This window comes from Nocardia brasiliensis NBRC 14402 (genome assembly GCF_000308475.2).
GTDB classification, from domain to species: Bacteria; Actinomycetota; Actinomycetes; order Mycobacteriales; family Mycobacteriaceae; genus Nocardia; species Nocardia brasiliensis.
In genome coordinates this window covers 18,163-43,554 of the sequence record NZ_BAFT02000002.1, presented here as the reverse complement: position 1 = coordinate 43,554, position 25,392 = coordinate 18,163, and the positions used below count along the sequence as shown (strand labels likewise).

The 25,392-nt window shown below is 68.1% G+C and carries 11 protein-coding genes; 4 read left to right on the top strand and 7 right to left on the bottom strand.

The window, feature by feature from the left end; genetic code table 11:
• The 4 genes from TY25_RS00450 to TY25_RS41340 form a co-directional block, all read right to left on the bottom strand.
• The coding region (locus tag TY25_RS00450) for a non-ribosomal peptide synthetase (RefSeq protein WP_052382707.1) at positions 1-13,833 on the bottom strand (13,833 nt) is incomplete at its 3' end.
• Positions 13,834-13,856: 23 nt separating this feature from the next.
• Positions 13,857-15,191, bottom strand: a complete 1,335-nt coding sequence (locus TY25_RS00445) for a MupA/Atu3671 family FMN-dependent luciferase-like monooxygenase (RefSeq protein ID WP_052382706.1) — start codon at positions 15,189-15,191, stop codon at positions 13,857-13,859.
• Positions 15,188-15,529, bottom strand: a complete 342-nt coding sequence (locus tag TY25_RS41345) for a hypothetical protein (RefSeq protein WP_439650342.1) — start codon at positions 15,527-15,529, stop codon at positions 15,188-15,190. The genes TY25_RS00445 and TY25_RS41345 overlap by 4 nt, the downstream gene beginning before the upstream one ends.
• Positions 15,414-16,886, bottom strand: a complete 1,473-nt coding sequence (locus TY25_RS41340; RefSeq protein WP_081868591.1) for an AMP-binding protein — start codon at positions 16,884-16,886, stop codon at positions 15,414-15,416. Before TY25_RS41340 ends, TY25_RS41345 begins: the two co-directional genes overlap by 116 nt.
• A gap of 703 nt (positions 16,887-17,589) precedes the next feature.
• Between TY25_RS41340 and TY25_RS43555 the strand changes: the two genes are divergently transcribed.
• The 3 genes from TY25_RS43555 (at position 17,590) to TY25_RS00430 (ending at position 21,856) form a co-directional block, all read left to right on the top strand.
• The gene (locus tag TY25_RS43555) at positions 17,590-18,330 is read left to right on the top strand and encodes a class I tRNA ligase family protein (RefSeq protein WP_052382703.1); all 741 of its coding nucleotides are present in this window, start codon (positions 17,590-17,592) and stop codon (positions 18,328-18,330) included.
• Positions 18,285-18,974 carry a class I tRNA ligase family protein gene (locus tag TY25_RS43550; protein WP_052382702.1) on the top strand — a complete coding sequence of 230 codons (690 nt, stop codon included), beginning with the start codon at positions 18,285-18,287 and terminating at the stop codon, positions 18,972-18,974. Before TY25_RS43555 ends, TY25_RS43550 begins: the two co-directional genes overlap by 46 nt.
• Positions 18,975-19,150: 176 nt before the next feature.
• The gene (locus tag TY25_RS00430) at positions 19,151-21,856 is read left to right on the top strand and encodes an ATP-binding protein (protein ID WP_146153961.1); all 2,706 of its coding nucleotides are present in this window, start codon (positions 19,151-19,153) and stop codon (positions 21,854-21,856) included.
• An 18-nt stretch (positions 21,857-21,874) separates the two neighbouring features.
• On the opposite strand, the gene TY25_RS00425 is transcribed toward TY25_RS00430, so the two are convergent.
• Entirely contained in the window at positions 21,875-22,831 is a 957-nt protein-coding gene (locus tag TY25_RS00425) for a GlxA family transcriptional regulator (RefSeq protein ID WP_042253263.1), read from the bottom strand.
• A gap of 93 nt (positions 22,832-22,924) precedes the next feature.
• On the opposite strand from TY25_RS00425, the gene TY25_RS00420 reads away from it, so the two are divergent.
• Positions 22,925-23,536, top strand: coding sequence for an HD domain-containing protein (locus TY25_RS00420; RefSeq protein WP_042253262.1), 612 nt, complete (start codon positions 22,925-22,927; stop codon positions 23,534-23,536).
• Here the strand turns inward: TY25_RS00420 and TY25_RS00415 are convergent.
• Together TY25_RS00415 and TY25_RS00410 are read right to left on the bottom strand one after the other, a co-directional pair.
• A complete protein-coding gene (locus TY25_RS00415) occupies positions 23,523-24,236 on the bottom strand; it encodes a class I SAM-dependent methyltransferase (protein ID WP_226887314.1) in 714 nt (237 codons plus the stop codon). The two genes, TY25_RS00420 and TY25_RS00415, sit on opposite strands and share 14 nt — an antisense overlap.
• Before the next feature lie 238 nt (positions 24,237-24,474).
• The gene (locus TY25_RS00410; protein ID WP_052382708.1) at positions 24,475-25,344 is read right to left on the bottom strand and encodes an SGNH/GDSL hydrolase family protein; all 870 of its coding nucleotides are present in this window, start codon (positions 25,342-25,344) and stop codon (positions 24,475-24,477) included.
• Between the last annotated feature and the right edge of the window lie 48 nt (positions 25,345-25,392).

Below are 25,392 nucleotides of genomic sequence, written 5' to 3'. Positions count from 1 at the left end.
AGCGGTCGCGGGNGCCCGGTAAGTCGTGGTGGCCCACTGCGGTTCCGGCAATGCGCGCCGATCGACCTTTCCGCTCGTGGTCAGCGGCAGTTCGGCCAGCACGGTGACGACGTCGGGGACCATGGTAGGACGGGAGTTTGTGCGCCGCGGCCGCGCGCAAAGCGGCCGGATCAGGCCGATGCCCTGTCGCGGGGTGACGTAGGCGGCCAACCGCACGGTTCCACCGTGCTCACTCTGGGTGACCACGGCACGTTCGACTTCATCGAATCCAGCCAGCACGGTTTCGATTTCGCCGAGTTCCAGGCGCTGGCCGCGCAGCTTGATCTGATTATCGGCCCGACCGACGACGATCAAGGCCCCGTCGTCGGCGCCATTCGGCAACCACCGCACCAGATCTCCGGTGCGGTACATCCGCGATCCGGTCGGGCCGAACGGATCCGCCACGAACGCCGCAGACGTCGCGCCGGCCCGGTCGAGATATCCGCGGGCGACGCCGGGCCCGGCGACGTACAGCTCGCCGACCACGCCCGGCGGCACCAGGTTCAGCCAGGCGTCGAGAACCGCCACCCGGAAACCCGGAATCGGTCCGCCCACCGAAACCTGATCACCGGCAGTCAATTCCGTGCCGGAGACCCACACCGTGGCCTCACTGGGTCCGTACAGGTTGTGCACGCTGCGGATGCCCGCGGCATCGGTGCGCGACCAGCGTTGCACCAGCGCGGGTGGACAGGCTTCGGCCCCGGTCAACAGGACACGAAGATCGTCCAGCCCGGCCGCCTCGATCGAGAGCGCGACCATCGGCGACAGGAAGCAGTGGGTGATGCGTTGCGCGCGCAGCAATGCCGCCAGCGGTGGCCCCGCGACGACGTCGTCGGGAGCGATGACCAACGCAGCGCCGACCGGTACCGCGAGCAGCAGCTCGAAGATCGCCGCGTCGAAAGTGCGCGCGGCGACGGCCAATACCCGGGAGTCGGGCGTCATCCGATGATCTCGATGCGTCGCCGCCACGATCGCGGACAACCCCGCGTGGGTGACCGCAACGCCTTTCGGAGTGCCTGTCGAACCCGAGGTGTAGACGATGTAGGCGGTGTTGTCCAGCCGCACCACGGCGAGCCGATCCTCGTCACGAATCGGGGTGGCAGGTTGTGCCGACAGATCCAGCCGGTCGAGGTCGAGCACGGCGGTCCCGGGCACTTCCCACTCCCCGGTTGTCACCGTGGCACTTTCCCCACTCGTGAGCACCACCACCGCCGCACAGTCAGCAAGGATGCCGCGATTGCGCTCTCGCGGCTGTGCCGGGTCGAGCGAGACGAAGGCGGCACCCGTTCGCACCACCGCCCACACCGCCCGCATCCAGTCCGCGGATCGCGGGATGGCTATGGCCACAACGGTTTCCGGACCGGTGCCGTAGTCGATCAGCAACCGCGCGCACCGGTTCGACCACTCGTCGAGATCCCGGTACGTCCACTCTCGTACCGCGTCCACGACCGCGGGTCGCGTCGGATATTCGGCCGCGGCGCGCGCGAGCACACCGGGCAAGGTATTCGACGCAGCGCAGGTACCGCCATCGGCCCACTGGCGCAACAGCATTCGCTCTTCAGACGCGAGCAGATCCAGGTCGCGCAGGCGGGCCGTCGGATCAGCTGCCACCGCACGCATGGTGCGCTGGAAGCGACCCGCGAAAGCGGCGATGGTCGAGTGATCGAACAGGTCCAGCGCGTACCCGATGGTGATGGGCACACCGCCGTCCACGTCACCGGTTGTGCCGGAGGGGAAGTCGGCGACCGTGATGGTGAGATCGAACCGTTCGACTCCGATATCGAGACTCGGCAGGGGCTCGACATCGAGCCCGGGCAATTGCGCCGAAGCCGGGTCCAGGTCGAGGTTCTGGAAGGCCAGCATCACCTGGAACAACGGATGATGGGCCTGACTGCGGGGCGGGTCGAGGGCCTCGACGACGCGCTCGAACGGGATATCGGCGTGCGCGAACGCAGCCAAGTCGACCTGACGGCACTGGTCGAGCAGGTCGGTGAACGAGCCTGCCTGATCGACCCGGGTACGCAGGACGAGGGTGTTGACGAACATGCCGACCAATCCGTCCAACGCGGACGCGCCACGGCCCGCGATCGGCGTCCCCACCGCCACGTCGGTGCTGCCCGACAGGCGGGTCAGCAGCACCGCCAGCGCGGCGTGCACCACCATGAACACCGTCACCTGATGGGCTCGCGCCACCGCCGCCAATCCGGCTACCGTCGCGGCGTCCAGCGTGCACGAACAACTACCGCCGCGTTGCGAGGCCACCACCGGCCGGGGCCGGTCGGCGGGCAACTCCAATCGCTGCGGCAGGTCCGCCAAATGACCTGTCCAGTAAGCGAGTTGGCGCGCACTCACGCTGTCCGGGTCGGACTCCGCACCGAGCGACGCGCGTTGCCACAGCGTGTAGTCGGCGTACTGCACCGGCAATGGCGAGTATTCGGGTGCCCGCCCGGCGCGGCGCGCGGTGTACGCCAGCGACAGATCGCGCACCAGCGGCGCGATCGACCACCCGTCGGCGATGATGTGATGCAGCACCACGACCAGCATGTGATCGTCGGACGCGCTGCGCAGCAGTATCATTCGCCACGGCGGCCGTGCGGATACCTCGAAACCCCGACGCACGATGCTCGTGACGCGCTCGGCGAGTCCGAGCGGATCGACTGTCTCCGTGGGCAATCCCGCGACACCCTCGAACGGCAGAATCTGCTGGCACGGTATGCCCTGTTCGTCGGGAAACACCGTGCGCAGGCTCTCGTGCCGGGCCACCACGTCACCGACCGCGGCCGACAGCGCCGCGACGTCCAGCTGACCGCGCAGCCGCAACACCATCGCGACGTTGTACGCGGGTGAATCCGGTTCGAATCGGTTGATGAACCACATCCGCGACTGGGCGAACGACAACGGTATTCGGGCAGGCCGGTCCCGCGGCAGCAACACCGGGCCCGGCTGCGCCGCGCCCGCAGCGGAGCGAGCAGCCAAAACAGCTGCCAGCCGGGCAGCGGTCGGCGCGTCGAACACGTCGCGCACTTCGACCGTCAGGTCCGTCGCCGCCGCCACACGTGCCGCGACGCGCGTCGCCGAGAGCGAATGCCCGCCCAGCGCGAAGAAGTCGTCGTCGGCACCGACCCGGTCGGCGCCGAGCACTTCCGCGAAGACCGCGACGACGATCTCCTCGGTCGGCGTCGAGGGGGCACGATAGGCCGAGGTGGCCAGCTGCGGCGCGGGCAGCGCACGGCGGTCCACCTTGCCGTTCGGCGTCAACGGGAACTCGTCCAGCACCACGATGGCCGCGGGCACCATGAACTCCGGCAGGCGCGCCGCGCTGAATTCCCGGATCTCGGCCACCAGGTCGGTGACCCCCGGATCGTTGGCGTAGGTACTCAACGCGGCCAACGGCTCGGTGCTCGAATAGATCTCGTCGAGCGCCGCGGTTTCGTCGGTACCGTGCATCAGCACCGCGTCCATCCGGCCGGATACCGGGGACCACGTGACGGCCGCCGTGAAGCCCAGTTCCGTGGCGAGCGTGCGGATCTCGTGCGGCAGCACGCCGGTGGTGGTGCTGCCCAGATCGAGATCGGCGACCAGCTCGTGCTCGGCCGCGCTGTCGAGGACGCGCGTGATCGCGTCGTCCACCGCGGTACCGCCCTGCGGTATGCCGACGACCCGCACACTCGCGGGACGCTCGGCCACCAGATGCGCGCGCAGCGCCGCCAGATCACCGAATTCGGACCAGGCCCGCTGCGGCACCTCGGCGACCGACCGCACCTGTGCCGGGGATTTGCGCAGGACCACGTCGTAGCGATATCGCGTCAGCTCGTTGTCGACCGGTGCGTACTTCAATTCGATATCCACCGCGGCCACCGCGGGGATCCGGTCCCGCATTGCGAGGAAGAACTCGGGGGCCACCAGCAATTCCTGCTCGGCCAGCAGCGCGCGCCGAGCCCGCTCGCGTACGGCCGCCACGGTGTCCGCGGCGTCGCTACGGGCCAGCTGTGTGCCGGTCGCGAATTGCCGCAGCAGCGTCAGATTGCGGATATCACCGAGGAACAACGCACCACCGGGCACCAGCAAACCCATGGCCTTTTCGATCACGTCGATCAGGTACCCGGCGTTCGGAAAATACTGCGCTACCGAGTTCACCACCACCACGTCGAATCGGTCCACCGGCAGGTCCGCGACGTCGTCGGCGGACTGCACCCGCAAGCGCACCCGATCCGCCCAGTCGACCGCCGATTCGGCCAATCGCGCCCGAAGATTGCCGATGGTCGCCGCCGAGAAGTCGGTGCACCAGTATTCGGCGCACTGTGCCGCCAATCGCGACATCAGCAAACCCGACCCGACGCCGATTTCCAGCACGCGCACCGGACGCAAACCGAGAATCCGGGTCACGACCGCGTCCCGCCATTCCCGCATCTGTGCCACGGGAATCGGCTGCCCGGTGTAACTGCTGTTCCAGCCACCGAAATCCGCGTCCAACGCCAGCGGCTCGGCCACCGCGTTCTCGGTGTCGAGGTAGCTTTCCTTGCCTGCGTACAGGTTGTCGTAGACCTGTCGCCAATGGTCGATCAGCTCGGTGGCCCGGTCGTCGTTGTCGGAAACCGCCGTTTCACGGTCGAGCACGACGTAGGCGACCATTTGTTTGTCGACGGTGTCTTCGGTTGGGGCGGAGGCGATATCGCGCGCGATCACCACCGCGCGTGAGACCGCCGGGTGGGCCACCAATGCCGCCTCTACCTCGCCGGGTTCGATCCGGTATCCGCGCACCTTGACCTGGTCGTCGGCGCGACCCGCGAACTCGAGTACCCCGCGACGGGTCCACCGCACCACATCGCCGGTGCGGTACATCCGCTCGGCGACACCGAACGGGCAAGCCGCGAACCGCTGCGCGGTCAACCCGAGCCGGCCCGCATACCCGCGCGCCAATTGCGTTCCGGCGACGTACAATTCGCCCGCTACGCCGACCGGGACCGGACGCAGTCGCGAATCCAGAACGAACACCCGCACATTCGGCACCGGCGCACCGATCGGTACGCGCTCGTCGGCGCTCCACCGGTGCGCGGCACGGATCTCATGGGTCGACACGCACACCGTGTTCTCGGTCGGCCCGTACGCGTTGGCGATGTCGATGCCCGGCCAGCGCTCCCGGAATCGCGCTACCGCAGCCGGACTCAGCGCGTCGCCGCCCGTGACGACCTGACGCACCGGACCGGCATCGAGTTCGGCTCCCGCGGTCGCGAGCAACTCGAACAGGGCCGTGGTCACGAACATCGTCGTGACGCGATGGCGGCCGACCGTGCGCATCAGCGCGGGGAGATCGAGCCGGTCGGGTGGCGCGATGACGATCGTCGACCCGGCCAGCAACGCGGGCCACAACTCGTACGCCGACGCGTCGAACGCCATAGACGAGTGCAACAGCACCCGATCGCCCGGACCGCCGGGCCATCCGTACAGCGCCATGTTGACGACGGCCCGATGGTCGACCACCACGCCCTTCGGCCGGCCTGTCGAACCCGATGTGTAGATCACATACGCACCGTCACCGCCCGACAACGAGGGCAGCGCGGCCGTGGCCCCGAATGCCTCACCCACATCGTCCACGCACAACAACGCGCGCCCACGCAACGGCAGTGCGGCCGCCCCGGCAACGGTCGTCAGCACGAGCACCGGATCGGCGTCATCGAAGATGAACTCGAGCCGGTCACGCGGATACTCGGCATCGATGGGCAGATACGTGCCCCCGGCCACCACCACGGCCAGTACCGCGGTCACCAGATCCACCGACCGCGGCAAGGCCACGGCCACCACCGAACCACGCCGAACGCCGCGGGCAGCCAGCATCCGCGCCAAATCGTCGACCCGCACCGCCAATTCGCGATAGGTGAGGTCGCCGTCGATGTGTGCGACAGCGACCGCCAACGGCTCGGCCGCGACGTGTCGAGCGAACAGGTTCGGCAGCGACATCGCCTCGGGCAACGGCGCCGCGGTGTCGTTCCAGACCCGCAGCACCTGCTCGCGTTCCTCGGGCGCGAGGATATCCAGCTGTCCCAGGCGCATCCCGGGATCGGCGGTGACGATGTGCAACAACCGCAGGTAGCGCGCGGCGAGGTCGGCCACGGTGGTGCGATCGAACAGGTCGGTGGCGTACTCGATCCGGCCCGACAACGACGGAACAGCGGCGTTGTCAACGGAATTCATCCGTTCGACCACGTCGACATGCAGGTCGAACTTCGCGGTACCGGTGATCGCCGGCACGATCTCGACGGCCAGCTCGGGCAGCCGCAGCTCGGGCAAGAGGTTGTTCTGCAACGCGAAAGACACCTGGAACAGCGAGTGATACGCCGGCGAACGCGTCGGTTGCAGCAGCTCGACCAGCCGCTCGAAGGGCGCGTCCTGATTCTCGTAGGCGGTCAGGGCTTTTCGGCGGACCTGGTCGAGTACCTGCTCGAAGGCGGGGTCGCCGGACAGATCCACCCGCAGCACCCAGGTGTTGACGAAGAAACCGATCAGATCGTGCGTCGCCTCGTGCGTGCGCCCGGCCACCGGGCCGCCGATGCAGATGTCCTCGCCCGCCCCGACCTTTGCCAGCAACACGGCAAGCGTCGTCTGCAGCAGCATCGACACCGTCACCTGGCGATCGTGGGCGAACCGGTACAGCCGCTCGCACAGCGCGGTATCGAAGGCGAATTCGAGTACGTCGCCGCGATTGGTGGCGATCGGCGGACGCGGGCGATCGGCCGGCAGCGTGATCGGCTGCGGAACATCCGCCAGTTCGCGCTCCCAATAATGGAATTGGGTCGCCAGCACGCTGTCCGGATCCGACTCGACGCCCAGGGCCGCCCGCTGCCACAGCGTGAAGTCCGCGTACTGCACCGGCAACGGCGTCCACTCCGGCGCCCGCCCTTGCCCGCGAGCGGTGTACGCGGCAGTCAAATCCCGCACGAACGGTGCGATCGACCAACCGTCCGCGGCGATATGGTGCAGCACCAGCACCAGGACGTGGTCATCGAAACCGGTGCGCAACAACGATACTCGCAACGGGGTCGATGTCGAGACGTCGAAGCCGCGCCGTACGAGCCGCGTCACGGCCTGGTCGAGGCGGTCCGGCTCGACGGTGCTCGTCTCGATGCGCGCCACGGCCATACCGGCCGGCAGCACCTGCTGGAACGGCACCCCGTCCTCGTCCGGGAAGATCGTGCGCAGGCTCTCGTGCCGGGCCACCACGTCCGTCAATGCCGCAGCCAGCGCGTCCTGGTCCAACGGCCCGCGCAGACGCAGGACCATCGGGATGTTGTACGCCGGTGAGTCCGGTTCGAACCGGTTGATGAACCACAGCCGGGACTGGGCGTAGGACAACGGCATTCGCCGCGGCCGCGGCCGGGCTTCCAGTGCCGGTCGCGCCGGGCCGGTGTCGGCGCACCGTGCGGCGAGCACCTGCGCCAGGCATGCCGGGGCGGGAGCCTCGAACACGTCCCGGACACCCACCTCGATCCTCAGGACCGCAGTCAGGCGCGAGGCCACCCGCATCGCCGACAACGAATGCCCGCCCAGCGCGAAGAAGTCGTCGTCGACCCCGACCCGGTCCATGCCGAGCACCTCGGCGAAGGCGGCGACAATGTGCTCTTCGGTCGGCGTCGACGGCGAGCGGTGTGCTGCGGCGGTGAAGACCGGCGCGGGCAACGTTCGTCGATCCACCTTCCCGTTGGGCGTCAACGGCAGTCGGTCCAGGACGACGATCGCGGCCGGGACCAGATACTCCGGCAGCCGATCCGCGACGAAGCGCCGCAGCTCGTCGGCGCCGACGGCCTCGGAACGCGCTCCGGCAGTGCGATCGAGCACGACGTACCCGATGAGCCGCTTGTCCACGCCCGCCGAATCCGCACCCGCCGTGCCGATCTCGCGCGCGATCACCACCGACTGCGACACGGCGGGGTGCGCGGTCAGCGTGTTCTCCACCTCGCCCGGTTCGATCCGGTACCCGCGCACCTTGACCTGGTCGTCGGCGCGGGTGACGAATTCCAGCACGCCCGCACGCGTCCACCGCACCACGTCACCCGTCCGGTACATGCGCGCACCGGACCCGAACGGACAGGCGCAGAACCGCTCTGCGGTCAAGCCCGCCCGGTTCCGATAGCCGCGCGCCACTTGTACTCCGGCCACATACAATTCGCCCGCGACACCTGCCGGCACCGGCCGCAGCCGCGAATCCAATACGAACACGCGCATATTCCCGACGGGCACGCCGATCGGGACACTGGCCCCACCCGCCCACTCCGGCGAATCGGGGATCTCGTAGGTCGAGACGCACACGGTGTTCTCGGTCGGCCCGTAGGCATTGACGACGTCGACACCTGGCCACCGGTCCCGGAACCGAGCGACTGCGCTGGGCCGCAGCGCGTCGCCTGCCGTGACCACCCGGCCCACCCGACCGAGTTCCGTTTCCGGCCCCGCGCTCGCCAGCAGCTCGAACAGTGGCGTCGTCACGTACAGCGCGGTGACGTCATGGCGAGTCACGGTCCGGCTCAGTTCCGCGATATCCGAACGGCCGGGTGGGGCGATGACGAGCGCCGACCCCGCCAGCAAAGCGGGCCACAACTCGTAGGCCGACGCGTCGAACGCCATCGAGGAGTGCAACAAGACCCGGGTACCCGGACCACTGGGCCACCCGTACACCGCCATGTTCACCACTCCGCGGTGTTCGACCACCACACCCTTCGGCCGACCCGTGGAACCCGACGTGTAGATCACGTACGCACCGTCGTCCGGCGACAGATCCGGCAATGCGCGCGGCGCAACAGCTTCCACGTCGTCCACACACAGCAGTGGCCGCTCCCCCAACGGCAGACCCGCCGCCACGGCGCCCGTCGTGAGCACGAGCACCGGATCGGCATCATCGAAGATGAACTCGAGGCGGTCCGCCGGATACTCGGGATCGATCGGCAGGTACGCGCCACCGGCGCACACCACCGCCAACACCGACGTCACCAGTTCGATCGAGCGCGGCACCGCGACCGCCACCACCGAACCCCGGTGCACTCCCCGGCCGGCCAGCACGCGCGCCAAACCGTCGACCCGCGTGGACAATTCCGCATAGGTCAGCTCGGCGTCGCCGCAGCGCAGTGCGACCGCCGCCGGTGCCGCCGCGACGCGTGCCCGAAATGCCGCCACTATCGTGGTTTCCGTCGCCGGGCAGCCCTCGCGCGAGTTCCACTGCGTCAGCAACTGTTCGCGTTCGGCAGCCGCCAGCAGGTCGATATCGGCGATCGCCGTCATCGGATCCGCACTCACCGCCTGCAAGACCCGCAGGAAACGTTCGGCGATGCCGGTTACCGTGCCGCGGTCGAAAAGGTCGGTAGCGTATTCGATCCGACCCGCCAGCACCGCGGGAGCGCCCGCCGTCCCGGGCAGTTCGATCAGCTCGAAATGCAGATCGTTCTTCGCGCTGCCGGTACCGAAGGCCACGAATTCGGCGGCCAGGTCCGGCAGTTCGAGCGCGGGCAGGGCGTCGTTCTGCACCTCGAGCGAGACCTGGAACAGCGGGTGATAGGCCGTCGACCGCACGGGATTGAGCAGTTCCACCAGCCGCTCGAACGGCGCGTCCTGATTCTCGTAGGCGGACAGGGCCTTACGGCGCACCTGGTCGAGCACCTGCTCGAAACAAGGATCGCCGGACAGATCCACCCGCAACACCCAGGTATTGACGAAGAACCCGACCAGGTCCCGCAGCGCGGCATCGGTGCGCCCGGCGACCGGACTGCCGATCGAGACGTCCGCGCCCGCACCGAGCCGCGAGAGCAACACCGCCAGCGCCGCCTGCAACACCATCGACGCGCTGACCCGATGTTCCCGCGCGAGCCGGTACAGCGCCTCGCGCAAGGCGGCCTCGATGACGAATTCGACGACGTCACCGCGGTTGCTCAGCACGGGTGGGCGCGGCCGGTCGGTGGGCAGCGACAGTGGTTGCGGGGCTCCCGCCAATTCTGTTTCCCAGTAACGACATTGCGCCGTCAGCACACTGCCGGCCGTCGACTCCGCGCGCAGCAGCTCGTGCTGCCACAGGGCGTAATCCGGGTATTGCACCGGCAGCGGGGCCCACTCCGGTACGCGTCCCGCACGCAGTGCCGCGTATGCCGTGGACAAGTCGCGTACCAGCGGGGCCATCGACAAGCCGTCCGCGGCGATGTGATGCAGCACCAGCACCACGACGTGCTCGGACGGGCCGCATTGCAGCACCGTCGCCCGCAACGGCAACTCCGCGCGCAGGTCGAAGCCGCGGCGGACCCGCTCCGCCACCACCTCGCGCCACCGTGCCGGATCTACGGCGGCCACCTCGAGTTCCGGTGCCGCCGCCGCGCTCGACAGCACTTCCTGATACGGCACCCCGTCGAAGTCGGGGTAGCGCGTCCGCAACGCTTCGTGGCGCGCGATCACCGCACCGAGCGCCGCGCTCAACGCCGCAGTGTCCAGCGATCCGACCAGACGGAAGACCAGTGGCACGTTGTAAGTCGGCGACTGGGGTTCGAATCGGTTGATGAACCACATCCGCGACTGCGCGAACGACAACGGAATACGCGCGGGTCGCGGCCGGACGGCGAGCTTCGGCCGCACCGGCCCCGCGCCGGTCTCGCGTTCGCCGAGCAGTCGAGCCACGCCGACGGCGGTGGGTGCGTCGAAGATGTCGCGCACACCGATCGCCCGGCCGGTCACCTCGGCCAGCTGCGCAGCCACCCGCGTCGCCGAGATCGAATGCCCACCGAGGGCGAAGAAGTCGTCGTCGACACCGACCCGCTCCACGCCGAGCGCCTCAGCGAAGGCCACGGCGGCGATCTCTTCCAGGGGCGACGCGGGCGCACGGTAGGCCGTGATCGGTCGGCGCGGCGCGGGCAACGCGCGACGGTCCACCTTTCCGCTCGGGGTCATCGGCAACTGGTCGAGCACCGTGATGATTTCGGGGACCATATACGCGGGCAGCCGGCGCGCGATCGCCTGCCGGACCGTGTCCGGATCGACGGTGTGGCCCGGTGCGGCAGTGAGATAGGCCGCCACACTGACATTTTCGATCCCGATGGCATTTCCGCCGAAGGGGGTGACGATGGCCTGCTGCACCTCGTCCAGGCCGGTCAGCGCGGCTTCGATCTCCCCGAGTTCGAGGCGCTGGCCCCGAATCTTGATCTGGGTATCGGCACGGCCGACGAAAGTCAGTGTGGCAGCGCCCTCCCCACGCCGCTCCCAGCGCACCAGGTCACCGGTGCGGTACATTCGCGCGCCCGCCGGGCCCTGCGGATCGGCGACGAAGGCCGCAGCGGTCAGGCCGACCCGGCCGAGGTACCCACGGGCCACGCCGGGGCCGGAGACATACAACTCCCCTGCCACGCCGAAGGGCGTGGGCCGCAGCCACTTGTCCAGCACCGCCACCTGGATCCCGGGTATCGGCGAACCCAGGGACACCTCGTCACCCGGGCGCAAAGTTGCGCTGGTGACCCAGATCGTGGTCTCACTCGGCCCGTACAGGTTGTACAGGCTTCGCCGGCCGGCGGTATCGCTCGCCGACCACTGCCGCACCAGCGCGGGCGGGCAGGGCTCACCCGCGACCATGAGCACGCGCAAGCCGTCGAGCCGCCGCGCATCGAGCGTCGCGGCGACGGCTGGAGTCAAACAGGCATGGGTCACATCATCGGCACGCATCAACTCCGTCAGGGCCGCACCGGCGAAAGCGTCGGTCGGAGCGACGACCAGCGCCGCCCCGACCGACACCACCGCCAGCAGCTCGAACACGGCCGCGTCGAAAGTGCGTGCCGCGACCGCCAATACCCGCGATTCGGAGTCGAGTAGATACTGCGCGCCGAGTGTGTCCGAAACCCCGGACAACCCGGCGTGGGTGACGGCAACGCCTTTCGGCGTGCCCGTCGAGCCCGAGGTGTACACGATGTAGGCGGTGTTCTCGAGCCGCACCGGAGCGCGCCAGCCGGTCTCGGCGATCGGGGTCGCATCGAACTCCCCCCGTTCGAGCCGGTCGATATCGACCACCTGGATGCCGTGCTGGGCCAAACCACCTGTTTGCGAGTCGGTTTCACTGCTGACCAACAGGATCGTGGCGGCGCAGTCGGCCAGAATGAACCGGTTCCGCTCGTGGGGATGGGCCGGATCGAGCGCCACGAACGCGGCACCGGCCTTGGCGACCGCCCACACTGCCCGCACCCACGCCGCCGAGCGGGTAACCGCCACTGCCACCGTGGTTTCCGGACCGGCACCGCAGGCGATCAACGCCCGCGCACAACGATTCGACCACTCGTCCAGCTCGCGATACGTCCAAGTGCGCGCCGCGTCTCGGACGGCAGTCCGCGCCGGATGCGCGGCCGCCGCCCGAGACAGCATGTGGGGCAATGTGATCTGCTCTGCGCCCGCGCCACCGGCAGACGATTCCCGCACCAACCGGAGCTCCTCGGAGTCGAGCAAGCCCACCGAGCGCACCGCGATTTCGGGATCGGCGATCACGCTCGCCAAGAAGCGGTCGAGGAAGCTCAGGAAACGCCGGTGCTGGGTGGCGACCTGCTCGCTGCTGTACACGCTGGGGTTGGCGAAGAAGTCGACCCTGGTGCTTTCGCCGCCGACCGCCGGGTAGACGTTCACCGACAGGTCGGAGATCAAACCCGGGCTCAAAACTTGCAACCGGCCGGTGATCTCGCCCAGGACGATCTTCGTGTCCAGGATCATCAGGTCGACCATCGGTCCGGCTGCCTGCGGAAGATGCCGGGCGGCAACCGATTCCGAGTCCTGCAGCATGTCCTCGTGCCGATAGCGTTGCGCGCGCAGCACGTCCATCAGGGTGCGCTGCGTCTGCGCGAGAAGCGACCCCATGGTCAGGCCGGGAGTCACGGTGATCCGGAAGGGCACGACGTTCGCGGTCATCCCGCCGGACCGGCTCATGGACGCCGTGACCCGCGCGGACACCGGCAAACTCAGCACCACGTCGTCGGTGCCGGTCATGCGCGCCAGATACAGGCCGAACGCGGCGAGGACCAACACCGCCGGGCCGGCCGAGCGCTTCTCGACCGCGGTGCGCAGCGCATCGTCGGTACCGGTGGACAGCACGGCGCTCACCGCGATCGGGTGCGCCTCGGCGAGTGCCACCCGATCGCCGAGCGTGACCGGCTCGGGCAGCTCGGCCACATACTTCGACCAGAACACCCGATCGTCGTCGAAGCGTTGGGAGGCACGGTACTGCTCGTCTGCCGCGACGATTTCGCCCAGCCGCCGAATCGTCTGCGCCCCAGGCTCGGTGCCCTCGACCGCGGCGGTGTAGAGCCGCGCGCTGCGCGTGAGGATGTTCAGCGCGGCGATGCCGTCCAGCACGATGTGATGCGCACGCAGGTACCACAACCACCGCCGCTCGGCGACTCGCACCAGCGCCCCGAGCACCACCGGGCCGTCGCCGAGATCGATGGGTGTGCGGTAGTCGCTGTGCATCCAATCCAGCGCCGCGGCAACGGGATCCGTGGCCGAGGCGTAGTCCAGACACCGGACCGAGCTGTTGGCGACCTCGTCCACCACCTGCCTCGGCTCACCGTCCACCTCGACCAGCCGCATGCGGCTGACCTCGAACTCGTCGAGCGCCCGCTGGAACGACGCGATCAGCTGCGCGGCGTCGAGCTCGCCCGCGAGTTCCACGTACAGCGCGTTCGACAGCGGCGTGGCGCCGGCCAACTGCTGCAACAACCGGATGGCGCGCTGCGCCGCGGTCAGCGGATACGTGGTCAGCTGACGGGCATGGGCATGCCGGGGTGATTCGTGGTCGAGCATCCCGCCTCCTGAAGATCCGAAGCTCACAGAGAACGTGCGCGGTGCGCGAGGGTGGCCAGCGACTCGAGCCCCGTGCGCACGGTCGGCTCGGCGACACCGAAGTCGATGAGACACGCGATCTCGTCGGCGCCCGCGTGGTGCAGGCTCGTCACCATCGGCAGGGCCGAATCGGGCGTGCCGAACAGCCCGCTGGTGCGGTAGTACCGCTCGAAGGCGAAGTCCAGCACCTTGTCTCGCGTCCGATCGGCCAACTCGTCGAGGGCTTGCGCGCCGCGCCGCCACAGGTCGACCGAATCGGCGAGGTAGCTCTTGAACGGGCCCTGCACCGTCTGCCGCACGGCGGTGTCGTCGGCACCGACGAAGGTGTGCACCATGACGGTGACCCGGCCGCCGTCGGCGTCGTGGCCGTGCCGGGCGCGCGCCTTGCGATAGGCGGTGATCTTGTCCGCCAGTTCGTCCACATCCTGAAAGAGCAAGGCGGTCAGCACATTCGCGCCGAGTTCGCCCGCCATCTCGAAGCGCTGTACGCCCCCGCTACAGGTCACCCAGGTGGTCAGGTCCGGCTGGATCGGGGCGGGAAAGATACGCACCGAACGTGATTCACCCGCGCCGTTCGGCAGTGAGATCGGTTCGCCGCGCCACAGCTGCCGGACGGTCTGCATGCCCTCGCGCATCACCTCGACCCGGCTGCGGTAGCGGTCGGGCGCCAGCACGAAATCGTCGGGGTTCCAGCCGGTGGCGAACGCGACGTCGACCCGGCCGTCGGACAGGTTGTCGACCACCGACCAGTCCTCGGCGACCCGTACCGGATCGTGCAACGGCAGCACTACGCTGCCCGCCCTGATCCGCACCCGCTCGGTGACCGGCGCCAGCGCCGCCGCCAGTACGGCGGGGTTCGGGTAGAGGCCACCGAACTTGTGAAAGTGCCGTTCCGGCAACCAGATCGAGGAGAATCCGTGGGCGTCGGCGAAGCGCGCGCTGTCGAACAACAGCTGGTAGCGCTGCGAACTACGCTGCTGCGCGTCACTGGCGAAGAAGAACAGGCCGAACTCGACGGCCGCACCGGCCCGGCGATCCGGTGTGCACGAGGCCACGGTCCCGGCGACGGCACCGGCATCGCGATGGTTGACCACCTCGTCGACCAGATCGGCGACGCACATGTCGCCGTAGATGTCTTCGGCGGACACCTCGATGCCGAATCGGTCCTCGAGAATCGTCAACAGCTCGGCCGCCTTGACCGAGTCGAGGCCCAGCGCGGTGAGCGGTGTCCGCGGATCTATCTGCTCGAGGCCTAGGCGCTGCTGTGCCCAACCGAGGAAGAATGTCGTGGTGTCGGCGCGGCCCTGCGACTCGCTCATATGGCCCTCGATCCGATCTCGTTGGCGTACAGGTGACGTAGCTGCGATCGCCGGATCTTCCCGCTGGTCGTTTTCAGCACCTTGCCCTTGTCGACGAATATCACCCGGTACAGCGCCACGGCGTGATCCCGGCTCACCGCGGACCTGATCGATTGTTCGAGCGCGGCCATATTGTCGTCCGCGATTTCCTCGTCGAGCTCCTGCACGACGATCAAACGCTCTTCACCGTTCACCTCGGTCGACAAAGCGGCGCAGCCCCCGCGACGCAATCGCGGATGGGTGGACTCGATACTCCACTCGATGTCCTGCGGGAACAGATTCCGTCCGTTGATGATCATCACTTCTTTGAGGCGGCCGCAGACAAAGAGGTGCCCGTCGGCCAGGAAACCGAGATCGCCGGTGCGCAGATACGGAGTACCGGCTTCGCCCGCGATTTCCGCCGCAAAGGCCCGCTCGCTCTCCTCGGTTTTGTTCCAGTAGCCGGTGGTGACGCTTTCCCCGGCCAACCAGATTTCGCCGACCCGACCGGGATCCGATCGCCGCGACGTCACCGGATCGATCACCGCCGCCGTCGCGGCCCCGACCGGGCCCAGATCGACCAATTCGCGCCCGTTCGGCGTCGCGACGACGAAACCCTTTTCCAGTTCCGCATTCGCGAACGAACGCGTGCGCAGACCCGAACCGGCCGGCCCGCCGCTCACATACAAAGTCGCCTCGGCCAGTCCATAGCCCGGGAAGAAACTCTCCCGGCGAAAAACCGCTCACGGCGAATTTGTCGGCGAATCGGCGCAGAATGATCGGATTGACCGGCTCCGCGCCGACGAACGCGACATCCCACCGCGACAGATCCAGTTCTTCGGCCTCGGCCGCCGACACCCGCTCGGCACAGATGCCGAATGCCAGATTCGGCCCGCCCGCAGTGGTATTCGCCTGCTCGGCCACCGCGCGCAGCCAGGTCAGCGGCTTACGCAGGAAGGTCATCGGCGCCATGAGCGTCGCCGGGTATCCGGCGAAAAGCGGCGAGAGAATGCCCAGCACCAGGCCCATATCGTGCGACGGCGGCAGCCAGTGGACCGCCGAACTGTGCTCGGTGTGCCCGAAGGCGCGCCGCTGGCATTCCAGGTTGTGCAGCAGATTGCGATGGCGCACCACCACGCCCTTCGGGCTGCCGGTCGAGCCGGAGGTGTATTGCAGATGCGCCACGTCGTTTTCGGTGGGCAGCGGCGTGTCGAGCAGCTGCCGGGCGCCGCCGCCGTCGAGCACCGTGCTGTCGAGGATCCGCTCGTCGGGCCAGCCGAGCAGCTCACGCGCCACCGCGGCGGCCTGTTGCGGCGCGATGACGGCCACCGCGCCACTGTCGCGGGCGATCGCCGCCACGGTCTCGGCATGCCGTTGTCCGGTCGGCACGTACAGCGGTACGGCGACCCGGCGGATCAGCAGACAGGCGAAGTAGGCGTGCACCATGTCCAGACCGGACGGGCACAGCAACAGGACGCGGTCGCCCGGCGCACTGATTTCCCGCAACCGCGTCGCCAAGCCGAGCACACGATCCAAGAGCCGCCCGTAATCCTCGGTTTCGCGGTGCCCGTCTGCGTCGAGAAACGTGTAGCCGACTCGGTGGGGATCTTCGACACCACGACGCACCAAGATGTCCGCCAGAGTCGACGGACGTTCCGATATTTGTTCGTAACTCATCGACCTTCGACCTCCCGAGTCAGCTACAGCCACACTGGACGAACGATATTCAGGCCTGCCGAAGCCACCCCCCGGCAGCACGTATCGAACCGGGCCGATCGGCCTGGCGAATGCCGCCGATACCGACAGCGAAAGTTACTACACCACCGCTCGTTACACGCGCCTCGTGCACTCGACTCCGGTCAGGGGAAAGCTCCGGGAACATTTCGTCAGTGGGACGGTAGGACGTATCGAACTGACGCGTATCACTGTTCTCCTTCCAGGGCGAGGCGCAACGGCAGCGGTCGAGTGTTCCTCCTAGTTCGTTACGGCCCCTGTCGCGGATGGGTAGGAGGTTGCGGGCGATTAGGCCGGGCCACAGGAAGTCTCGATGCACACACCGATGCAAATATCCCGCCGCTCGGCACGTGTCGCGATTGTTGTTATCCGATCGTGTCGCCCGAAACGTCGGTGACGAGCCCGCACCGGCGCCGATATCGGCGTGGCGACCGGCGGGAAAAGCATTCGCACCGCCGCGGCGGTGCGCGTTACGATGCGCGCATGACGTTCCCGGGGACAGCGCTTACCGGGCCGTGCTGACCCGGTTCTGAGCGGGCACAGTCAGCACGGCGGACCTCCCGCGGGAGGCGGTGCCCGCGTTCGACCGGCGACGGCTCGCGGGTCGATCCGGACCTTCCGCTCCTACCCGTCGGGCGACCTGCACATGGGCCACGCCGAGGTGTACTCGATCGGTGACGCCATCGCCCGCTATCGACGCCTGCGGGGCGACAACGTGCTGCATCCGGTGGGCTGGGATTCATTCGGGCTGCCCGCGGAGAACGCCGCCGTGAAACGGGACCGGGATCCGCGCCGCTGGACCTACGACAATATCGACGTCCAAGCCGAATCCTTTGCCCAACTGGGTATCTCGTTCGACTGGCGGACCCGCCTGCACACCTCGGATGCGGACTACTACCGCTGGAACCAGTGGCTGTTCCTGCGCCTGTTCGAGCGCGGCCTGGCCTACCGGAAGGCCGCCCCGGTGAACTGGTGTCCGAACGACCGGACCGTACTGGCCAACGAGCAGGTGGTGCGCGGACGGTGTGAACGCTGCGGCACCGCGGTGACAGTGCGCCAGCTGACCCAGTGGTTCTTCCGCATCACCGCCTACGCCGAACGCCTGCTCGACGACATGGCCGAACTGCACGGTAAGTGGCCCGCCGAGGTACTGACCATGCAGCGCAACTGGATCGGGCGCTCGACGGGGACACAGACCGAAGACCGGTCGGTACCGGGGTCGACCGAGCAGGATGCCGGCGGGGCCGCCCTTCGTCGAGCCGTTCACCCGGCTGACGAATCAGGGCCAGGTGCTCATGGCGGGCAAGGCGATGAGCAAGACCTTGGGCAACCTGGTGGGGTTTGCAGGATCAGATCGCCGCACACGGACCGGATGCGGTGCGGGTGACCATGCTGTTCGCGGGGCCGCCCGAGGACGATATCGACTGGGCCGATGTCGCGCCCGCGGCGGCGGCGAAGTGGCTGGCCCGGGTCTGGCGCCTGAGCGGCGATATCGCTGAGCCGCGCGAAACATCCGATGCGGCAAGCGATCCTGCGCTGCGCCGACGAGTACACCGGCTGATCGACGCGACCACCACCGCGATGGACGGCCGACGATTCAACGTGGCCATCGCCAGGATGATGACTCTGACCGCCACACTGCGTAAGGCGATCGACGGCGGGCCCGGCGCGGCGGACCCGGTGGTCCGCGAAAGAGCCGAAGCCCTGGTCCGGATGTTGTCGTGCGTCGCGCCGTACACCGCGGAGGAGGCCTGGGAGCGGCTAAGACGACCGGCCTCGGTGGCGGAATACGGTTGGCCGCAATGCGATACCGCTTTGATCGCCGCGGACACGGTGACCTGCGTCGTGCAGGTGGCAGGTAAGGTACGCGACCGGCTCGAGGTGCCGGTCGACATAGACGCCACCGCGCTGCGCGCACTGGCGCTCGCTTCGGCGAAGGCCACCGTCGCCTTGCGCGGCGCGGACATCGCCGACGTGATCGTGCGCGCCCCGAATCTGGTCAACATCGTCCCCGCGAAGTTCTGTTCGTAATCGGACGTGCCAGAGTTCCCGGCACTATTATCGGAACGGTGGGGAGAAGGCTGGCGCTGATTATCGGCTCCGAATGCGCCGCGCTCCCCCACCTGGGATTCCCCGCACGTCTCGCCCCGGAAGTCGCTGCCGCACTTACCGATTACGGTCAGTGGCAATCGGCGATACCCAGCGATATGACAATTGTGAATCCGACCGTCCGGAATTTACACGCCGCATTACGAGCGGCATTCGAGTCCGCGGCGCAGCACCGGGCAACGTTGCTGCTGTGGCTTATCGGGCACGGGCTCAGCACCAATGGCGACTATTACTTTCTCGCCCACGACTCACTCGAATCCGACACCGACGGCAAGCCGATCCTGGACTCGCAGTACGCCGTGCACCTCGCGCAGACCCTCAAGGAACGGATCAGCGGCTCGTCCGGGCTGGACGGCCTGGTGGTCGTGGTGGACACCTGCGAGGCCGCCGCGGTGGCGGACGCGGGGGCACGTAGTTGGCCGAGCCTGATCCGGCAGGCGTCCGGCCGCGTGGACCTCCTGGTCGCCAGCGACGACGGCAACGCCTACAACGGATGTTTCACCGAGACCGTTCTCGCCACCTTTCGCACCGGCGTACCCACCAGTGGCGAGAACTTACTGTCCGCGGACCTCCTGACGCCCGTCGCACAGGCCTGCGCACACCAGCAGCCGCAGCACTTCTCGTTCGCCGCGGGATCGCCGGCGGCCGTCGCCGATCACGGATTGTGGTTGGTGCCCAACGTGACTCGGTCCCGTGACGCGGTGCGCGATCGCCCGGACGCCGGCACTGTCGACGAACTCGTCCGTGGCCTGCAGGTCACCAAGACACTGCGGGGTCAGGTGAACACCGTGGCCGAACACGGCCACGAGCGGTTGCGGCTGCTGCTCGGGCCGGGTGGCAGCGGCAAGTCCACCGCCGTCGCACTGCTGGTGCGCCCCGACCTGCTCGGCCTCGAAACCGCGATCAGCGCAGCGCATATCGGCGCCGCCGTCTTCCTGACCGGCACCAGCACACTGCGTACGACGACCGGCGAATTGGCCGCCCAGCTCGAGCGCCGGGTGGCGCTGCTCGCCGCCGCGGGCGAGCTCGAACCCGACGCCACCTGCGCGCCCGTCGCCGGTGAATATCCTAACGTGGCAGCGCGATTGGCGCGCGCACTGCGGACGCTGGGCGACACCGGGCGCACCACCACACTTCTCATCGACGGCCTTGATCTACCGACCGAGCACGGGCACCGCGACGAACTGTGGACCGCGATCGAAACGCTGACCAGCCATGCCGATTTCGCGCACGTCCGGGTGATCGGCACTACCCGCAGCGACACCGACGCCCCTGCATGGCCACCGGCCCTTCGCATGTGGCGTTTCGAACTCCCGATGCCGGGGGCGAGCGACATCGGCGCCTACCTCTTGCGGCACGCACGGGACGAGCAGGGTGCCCCGTGGCCGAGGTCCCGGGTCACCCGCGCGCTCACCGCCGTCGATCCCGGTATCGCGACCGACGCACCGTGGCCGGACCGCCCGTGGCGCGCGGTGGGCGGCTGGCTGCACGCCCGCTTGATCCTGCAGGTCGACCGGTATCTGGTGGACGCCGACTTCGCCGCGGGCCTCCCGATCGGCGTCCTCGTCCGGCACCGGCTCGGGCATCTGCAGTGGTCGCTGACCGGACCGCACGCCGAGGCGGTCGGGCTGCTGATCACCGTCGTGGTCGCCGCGGAAACCGGACCGGTGCTGCCGATCGAGGTAGTCCGGCGGGCATTGCACGATCTCGGCGCTCGCACCATCGAGGAATCGCAGGTACGCGACCTAGCGGTCGGCCTCGGCGCGTTGATCGCCCGGCGTCGCCCCGGCACCACCGGCGAGCACCTCGGTGTGGCGCACACAGCGTTGAAAGACCCACTGCGCAAGGCGAATCCGCGTAAGGATGTGTCGAGCGTCCGCGCGCACCGGGCGATCATCGCCGCGCTCGTGCAGAGCGGCACCGCCGAAGCAGCCGCGTATCGGGAAGTCGCCGCCGTCCGGCACTACCTCGGTGCGGGCGATCCGGTCGGCGCCTTCGGCGCGCTGTACGCGCTACCTTTCGCGTCGCGGGCGGAGCGGATCGAGTTGTGGGAGGCGTGGCTGCCCAACTTCACCGCGCGCCTCGGCGCCGACCATCCCGAGACCCGGCGGGTGCGCGACACCATCTCGAAGTGGCGGACCCCACCAGACCGGCCCGCGGGCCGTCCTCGTATCCCCCGGACCTTGATCGGCGCGGTGATCGTCGCCATCGTGCTCGGCCTCTGGGGCACCTGCACGCGAATTATGCCCCCGCCCACCGAGATCGCCGCCACCGACGAAGTAGTACCCACCACCACGACGCCGCAGGCCCCAGTAGCAGAGCCCGAACAACCTCCGGAGGCCGTACCGACCCGCACCGGAGGGCCGCGGTCGGCCGCCCCGAGCGCGCCGCCGCCCGCCACGACCCCCACCGCCGAACTCGCCGAATCGACCACCGTCACAACGAAAGTCGTCCCGATTCCGATTGTCCCGCCTACCACGACGCCGAAGCCGCCGTGCACCCCGTACAATACGACCGTCTTCTACGACATCACCCAGGTCGGGAAAGCGGTCAAGAAGTACATCCCCTTCGCGTACATGGAATGCGACAACCTGGCTGTGGTGCAGCTCGACGACGGGATGGACGGCGAAGCCTTCACCATCCTCGACGGCCAATGCCCGCCGCCGCAGGGGAAGACGGAGTGCTATCTGCGGGTCGTGTTCCACCCGCCTGATGTCGGACAGTTCGACGCCACGATAAAGATCAACCAGAAGAACGGGAGCCCGCGCCTGAAGATCACGCTGCACGGCACCGGGAAGGCGTGAAGCGACCGCACCGCGCGCCTATCGCGCTTCGGCGCGGGTGGTGGCGAAACGGCGTTTGAACTCGGTGGGGGTGATGCCCAGGTGGCGGGCGAAGGCGCGGCGCAGGGTTTCGTCGCTGCCGAGGCCGCTGCGGCGGGCGGCGGCGGTGATGGTGTGGCCTTCGAGGAGCAGTTGCTGGGCGCGGTCGAGGCGGGTCCGTTCGATCCAGCGGGCGGGGGTGGTGCCGAGTTCGGCATGGAACAGCCGGGTGAGCTGACGGGTGCTCAGTGCGGTTGCCGCGGCGAGGGTGTCGGTGGAGTGGGTCGCGGCGGGGTCGGCCAGGACACCGTCGAGCGCGGCTCGCAAGGTCGCGGTGCGGGGTCGCGGGGTGTCCAGGGCCGCGGAGAATTGGGATTGCCCGCCCGGCCGCTGCATGAACACGACCAGCTCACGCGCGATCGAACGCGCGACGTCGGGGCCGTGATCGTGTTCTACCAGTGCGAGCGCCATATCGATGCCCGCGCTGACGCCCGCCGAGGTGAGGTAGCGGCCGTCACGGATGTGCAGCGCATCGGGCACAACCTCGATGCGCGGATAGCGACGCGCGAGGATGGGCGCCTGCCGCCAGTGCGTGGTGGCCCGGCGGTCATCGAGAAAACCGAGTTCGGCCAGCACGAAGGCGCCGGTGCACACCGCGGCGACCCGGTTCGCCAGATCGGCGAGAAGGCTTGTGGTGCTCAGGATTTCATCATCGATGGGTTCGTAGGCGAGCGAGCCGCTGCCGGGCACGATGAGGGTATCGATCGCGTCCACGTCCGCGACCGCGGTGGTGGCCAGAGCGATGTTCGCGGCGCTGGTGATCAGTCCGCCGCGCGCGGAGATCAGCACCGATTCGTACAGGCGGTCTGCGCCCGCGGTGTGCAGGACCTCGACCGGCCCGGTGACGTCGAGGAGGGTGACCCGGTCGAAGACCAGGACGCCGACCCGATGCGTCATGTCCGAATCTGTGGTTCAGGTGTCCTGAATGACATGGCGGCAGTGTAGCGCGCCGCGGCATCGTGAGGTGACGACGATACGAGGAGGAAAGCAATGAGCGCGATCGAGTTGCCCGACGTCGACACGGTGACGGCGCGCGCCGCGCGCGAGGTGACACGGCAGTACTGCTCGCCGTCGTTGTTCCATCACTCCGCCCGAGCGTTCATCTGGGCGGCGTTGCTCGCGCAAGCAGAATCGATCACGGTCGACATAGAACTGCTCTATGTGGCGTCGATGTTCCACGACATCGGTCTGGTGGCCGAATTCGACAGCTACGCCGTCGATTTCGAGGACGCGGGCGGGCATGTCGCCGCCGTGTTCGCCGCCGGCGCGGGCTGGTCCGAGCGGCGCAGGCGACGGCTGCACGAGATCATCGTCCGGCACATGTGGGACCACGTCGAGGTCGACCAGGATCCCGAAGGGCACCTGCTCGCCCGCTCGACCGGAATCGATATCTCCGGGCGGGAAGCCGACCTGATCCCGATGCCGGTGCGCGAGCGGGTCCTGACGCTCTGGCCTCGACTGGCACTGGCCGACGAGTTCGCCGATTGCTTCGACCGTCAGGCCGCACGCAAACCCCGCAGCACCGCCGCCGCGGCCATGCGAAACGGGTTGGCACGCAGGCTGCGTGACAACCCGCTTCAGCTCGGGACTACACCCGCTTGACCTCGAGCAGCCAGACCGGCAGCAACATCCCGTCCTCGCCCTCGAACTCCGGGAAGAGTTCTTCGCCGAGCAGATCCCAGAAGGCTTGCGGCGGCTTGAGTGCGGAGATCTTGTCCCGCCGCAGTTCGAGGATTTCCCACGCCGGGGCGCAGAAGACCGCCCGATATTCTTCCTCGCCGAGCGTGTACGGAGCATAGGTATCGCTGCCCGGCGACTTGGCGAAGCAGAACTGGATCAACCGGCCGCCCGGGCGCAGCACGCGAGCCAGTGCGTCCCAGTGCGCTTTGCGCTGCTGTTCGTCGAGACAGTGCACGAGCGCGCTGCTCACGACCGTGTCGAACGATCCCTCGTAACCGCTGAGCACAGTCACGTCCGCGACGTCGAACGTGGCCGTCACGTTGCGCTCGGCCGCCAGGTCTCGGGCCTTGCCGATCACCGTCGGCGAGATGTCCACGCCCGTCACCCGATAGCCCAGTTCGGCCAGATAGACCGCGGTGTCGCCACGGCCGCACCCGACGTCGAGCACGTCACCCTGCACGTGCCCGGCACGCTCGAGCTCGACCAGAATCGGTTGCGGTTTGTCGATCTCCCACGGGAGCTTCTCCATGACGACGCCCGGGCCGAGAACCCCGGTGGAGTAAGCCTCCTCGAAATCGACCTTTGTCGGATCCATAGCCAGTTTTGCGTTACCTTCGGTCACGACGACCACCCCTTCACCTAGTTACGAATTCAACACTCGAACCATATCCAGAACGCGGCGGTGGTGAATGCAGCTGCGGCGGACTCTGTCACCTCTCGAGAATTCCGCACGCGAACTCGTCACTTATCGAAACCCTAAGCAGGCCAACGTATCTGCGTTGACCTGCAAATTCGCCCAGGGGGCTTGACAAAGCGCAATTCGGCTGCACCCGATTTCGTTGTCTATTTCGGATCCGGGGCTAACCGCGCAGCGTGGCGATCACCTGGCGCGCTTGGTTTTGCGCGCCGAGTGCGTTCGGGTGCACCGGGGCGGCCAGATCGGTGGGGACGGGACCTTCGAGCCATTTCGTGCCCGGCGCTTGGCACATGTCGTGGCCGATGCTGCCGGTGTAGGTGTCCACGTACGTCGCGCCGTGTTTCGCCGCCTGCTCGGCGAGCACCCGGTTGAGCAGCTTGGCGCCTTCCCGCAGGAACGGCACGTCGCCGTCGGAGATCGGCACGATCGGCCAGCAGCCGGGACCGGTTTCGGGCAACAGCGCCGGATAGCCGACCAGCAGCACCTTCGCCTTCGGCGACCGGGTACGGATACCGTCGAGGACCGCACCGAGTCCGGGACCGATAGCGCGGATCTGTTCGGCCATCCGGTTCGTGCCGTCCTGCGTGTAGTAGTCCTTGCAGGGCGAACCGTGCGGTACCGACGCACCGCGCACCGCGCAGTTGAACATGATTTCGAAGCCGGGTACATCGTTACCGCCGAGGCCGAGCGTCACCAGCGTCGTGTCCGGCCGCAACGCGGCGAACTGCGGTGGATTCCCGGCCGGGAGCTGCGTGCCGGTCATGTCGCCGGTGGCCGCGCCGGCGCAGCTGACATCGGTGAAGGACTTGGATTTCAGTGCTGCCGCAACAAGATTCGGGTAGTTCCGGCTGGACCGGACGCAACGCACGTCGGCCACGGGCAGGAACGATCCCGCGGTATAGGAATCACCGAGCGAAACGTAAGACGAGTAGGCGGGCGTAGCCGCGTCCGGGGCGGCTGAAACCGCCGGGGCGGCAACGGTACCCGCGACGAGGGCGAGCAAAAGGGATAGGAAAGCTGGTTGCTTGAACATCGAATTCTCCCGTGCAATCCAGGGTGAATCGACCATGGCGTGCGATCC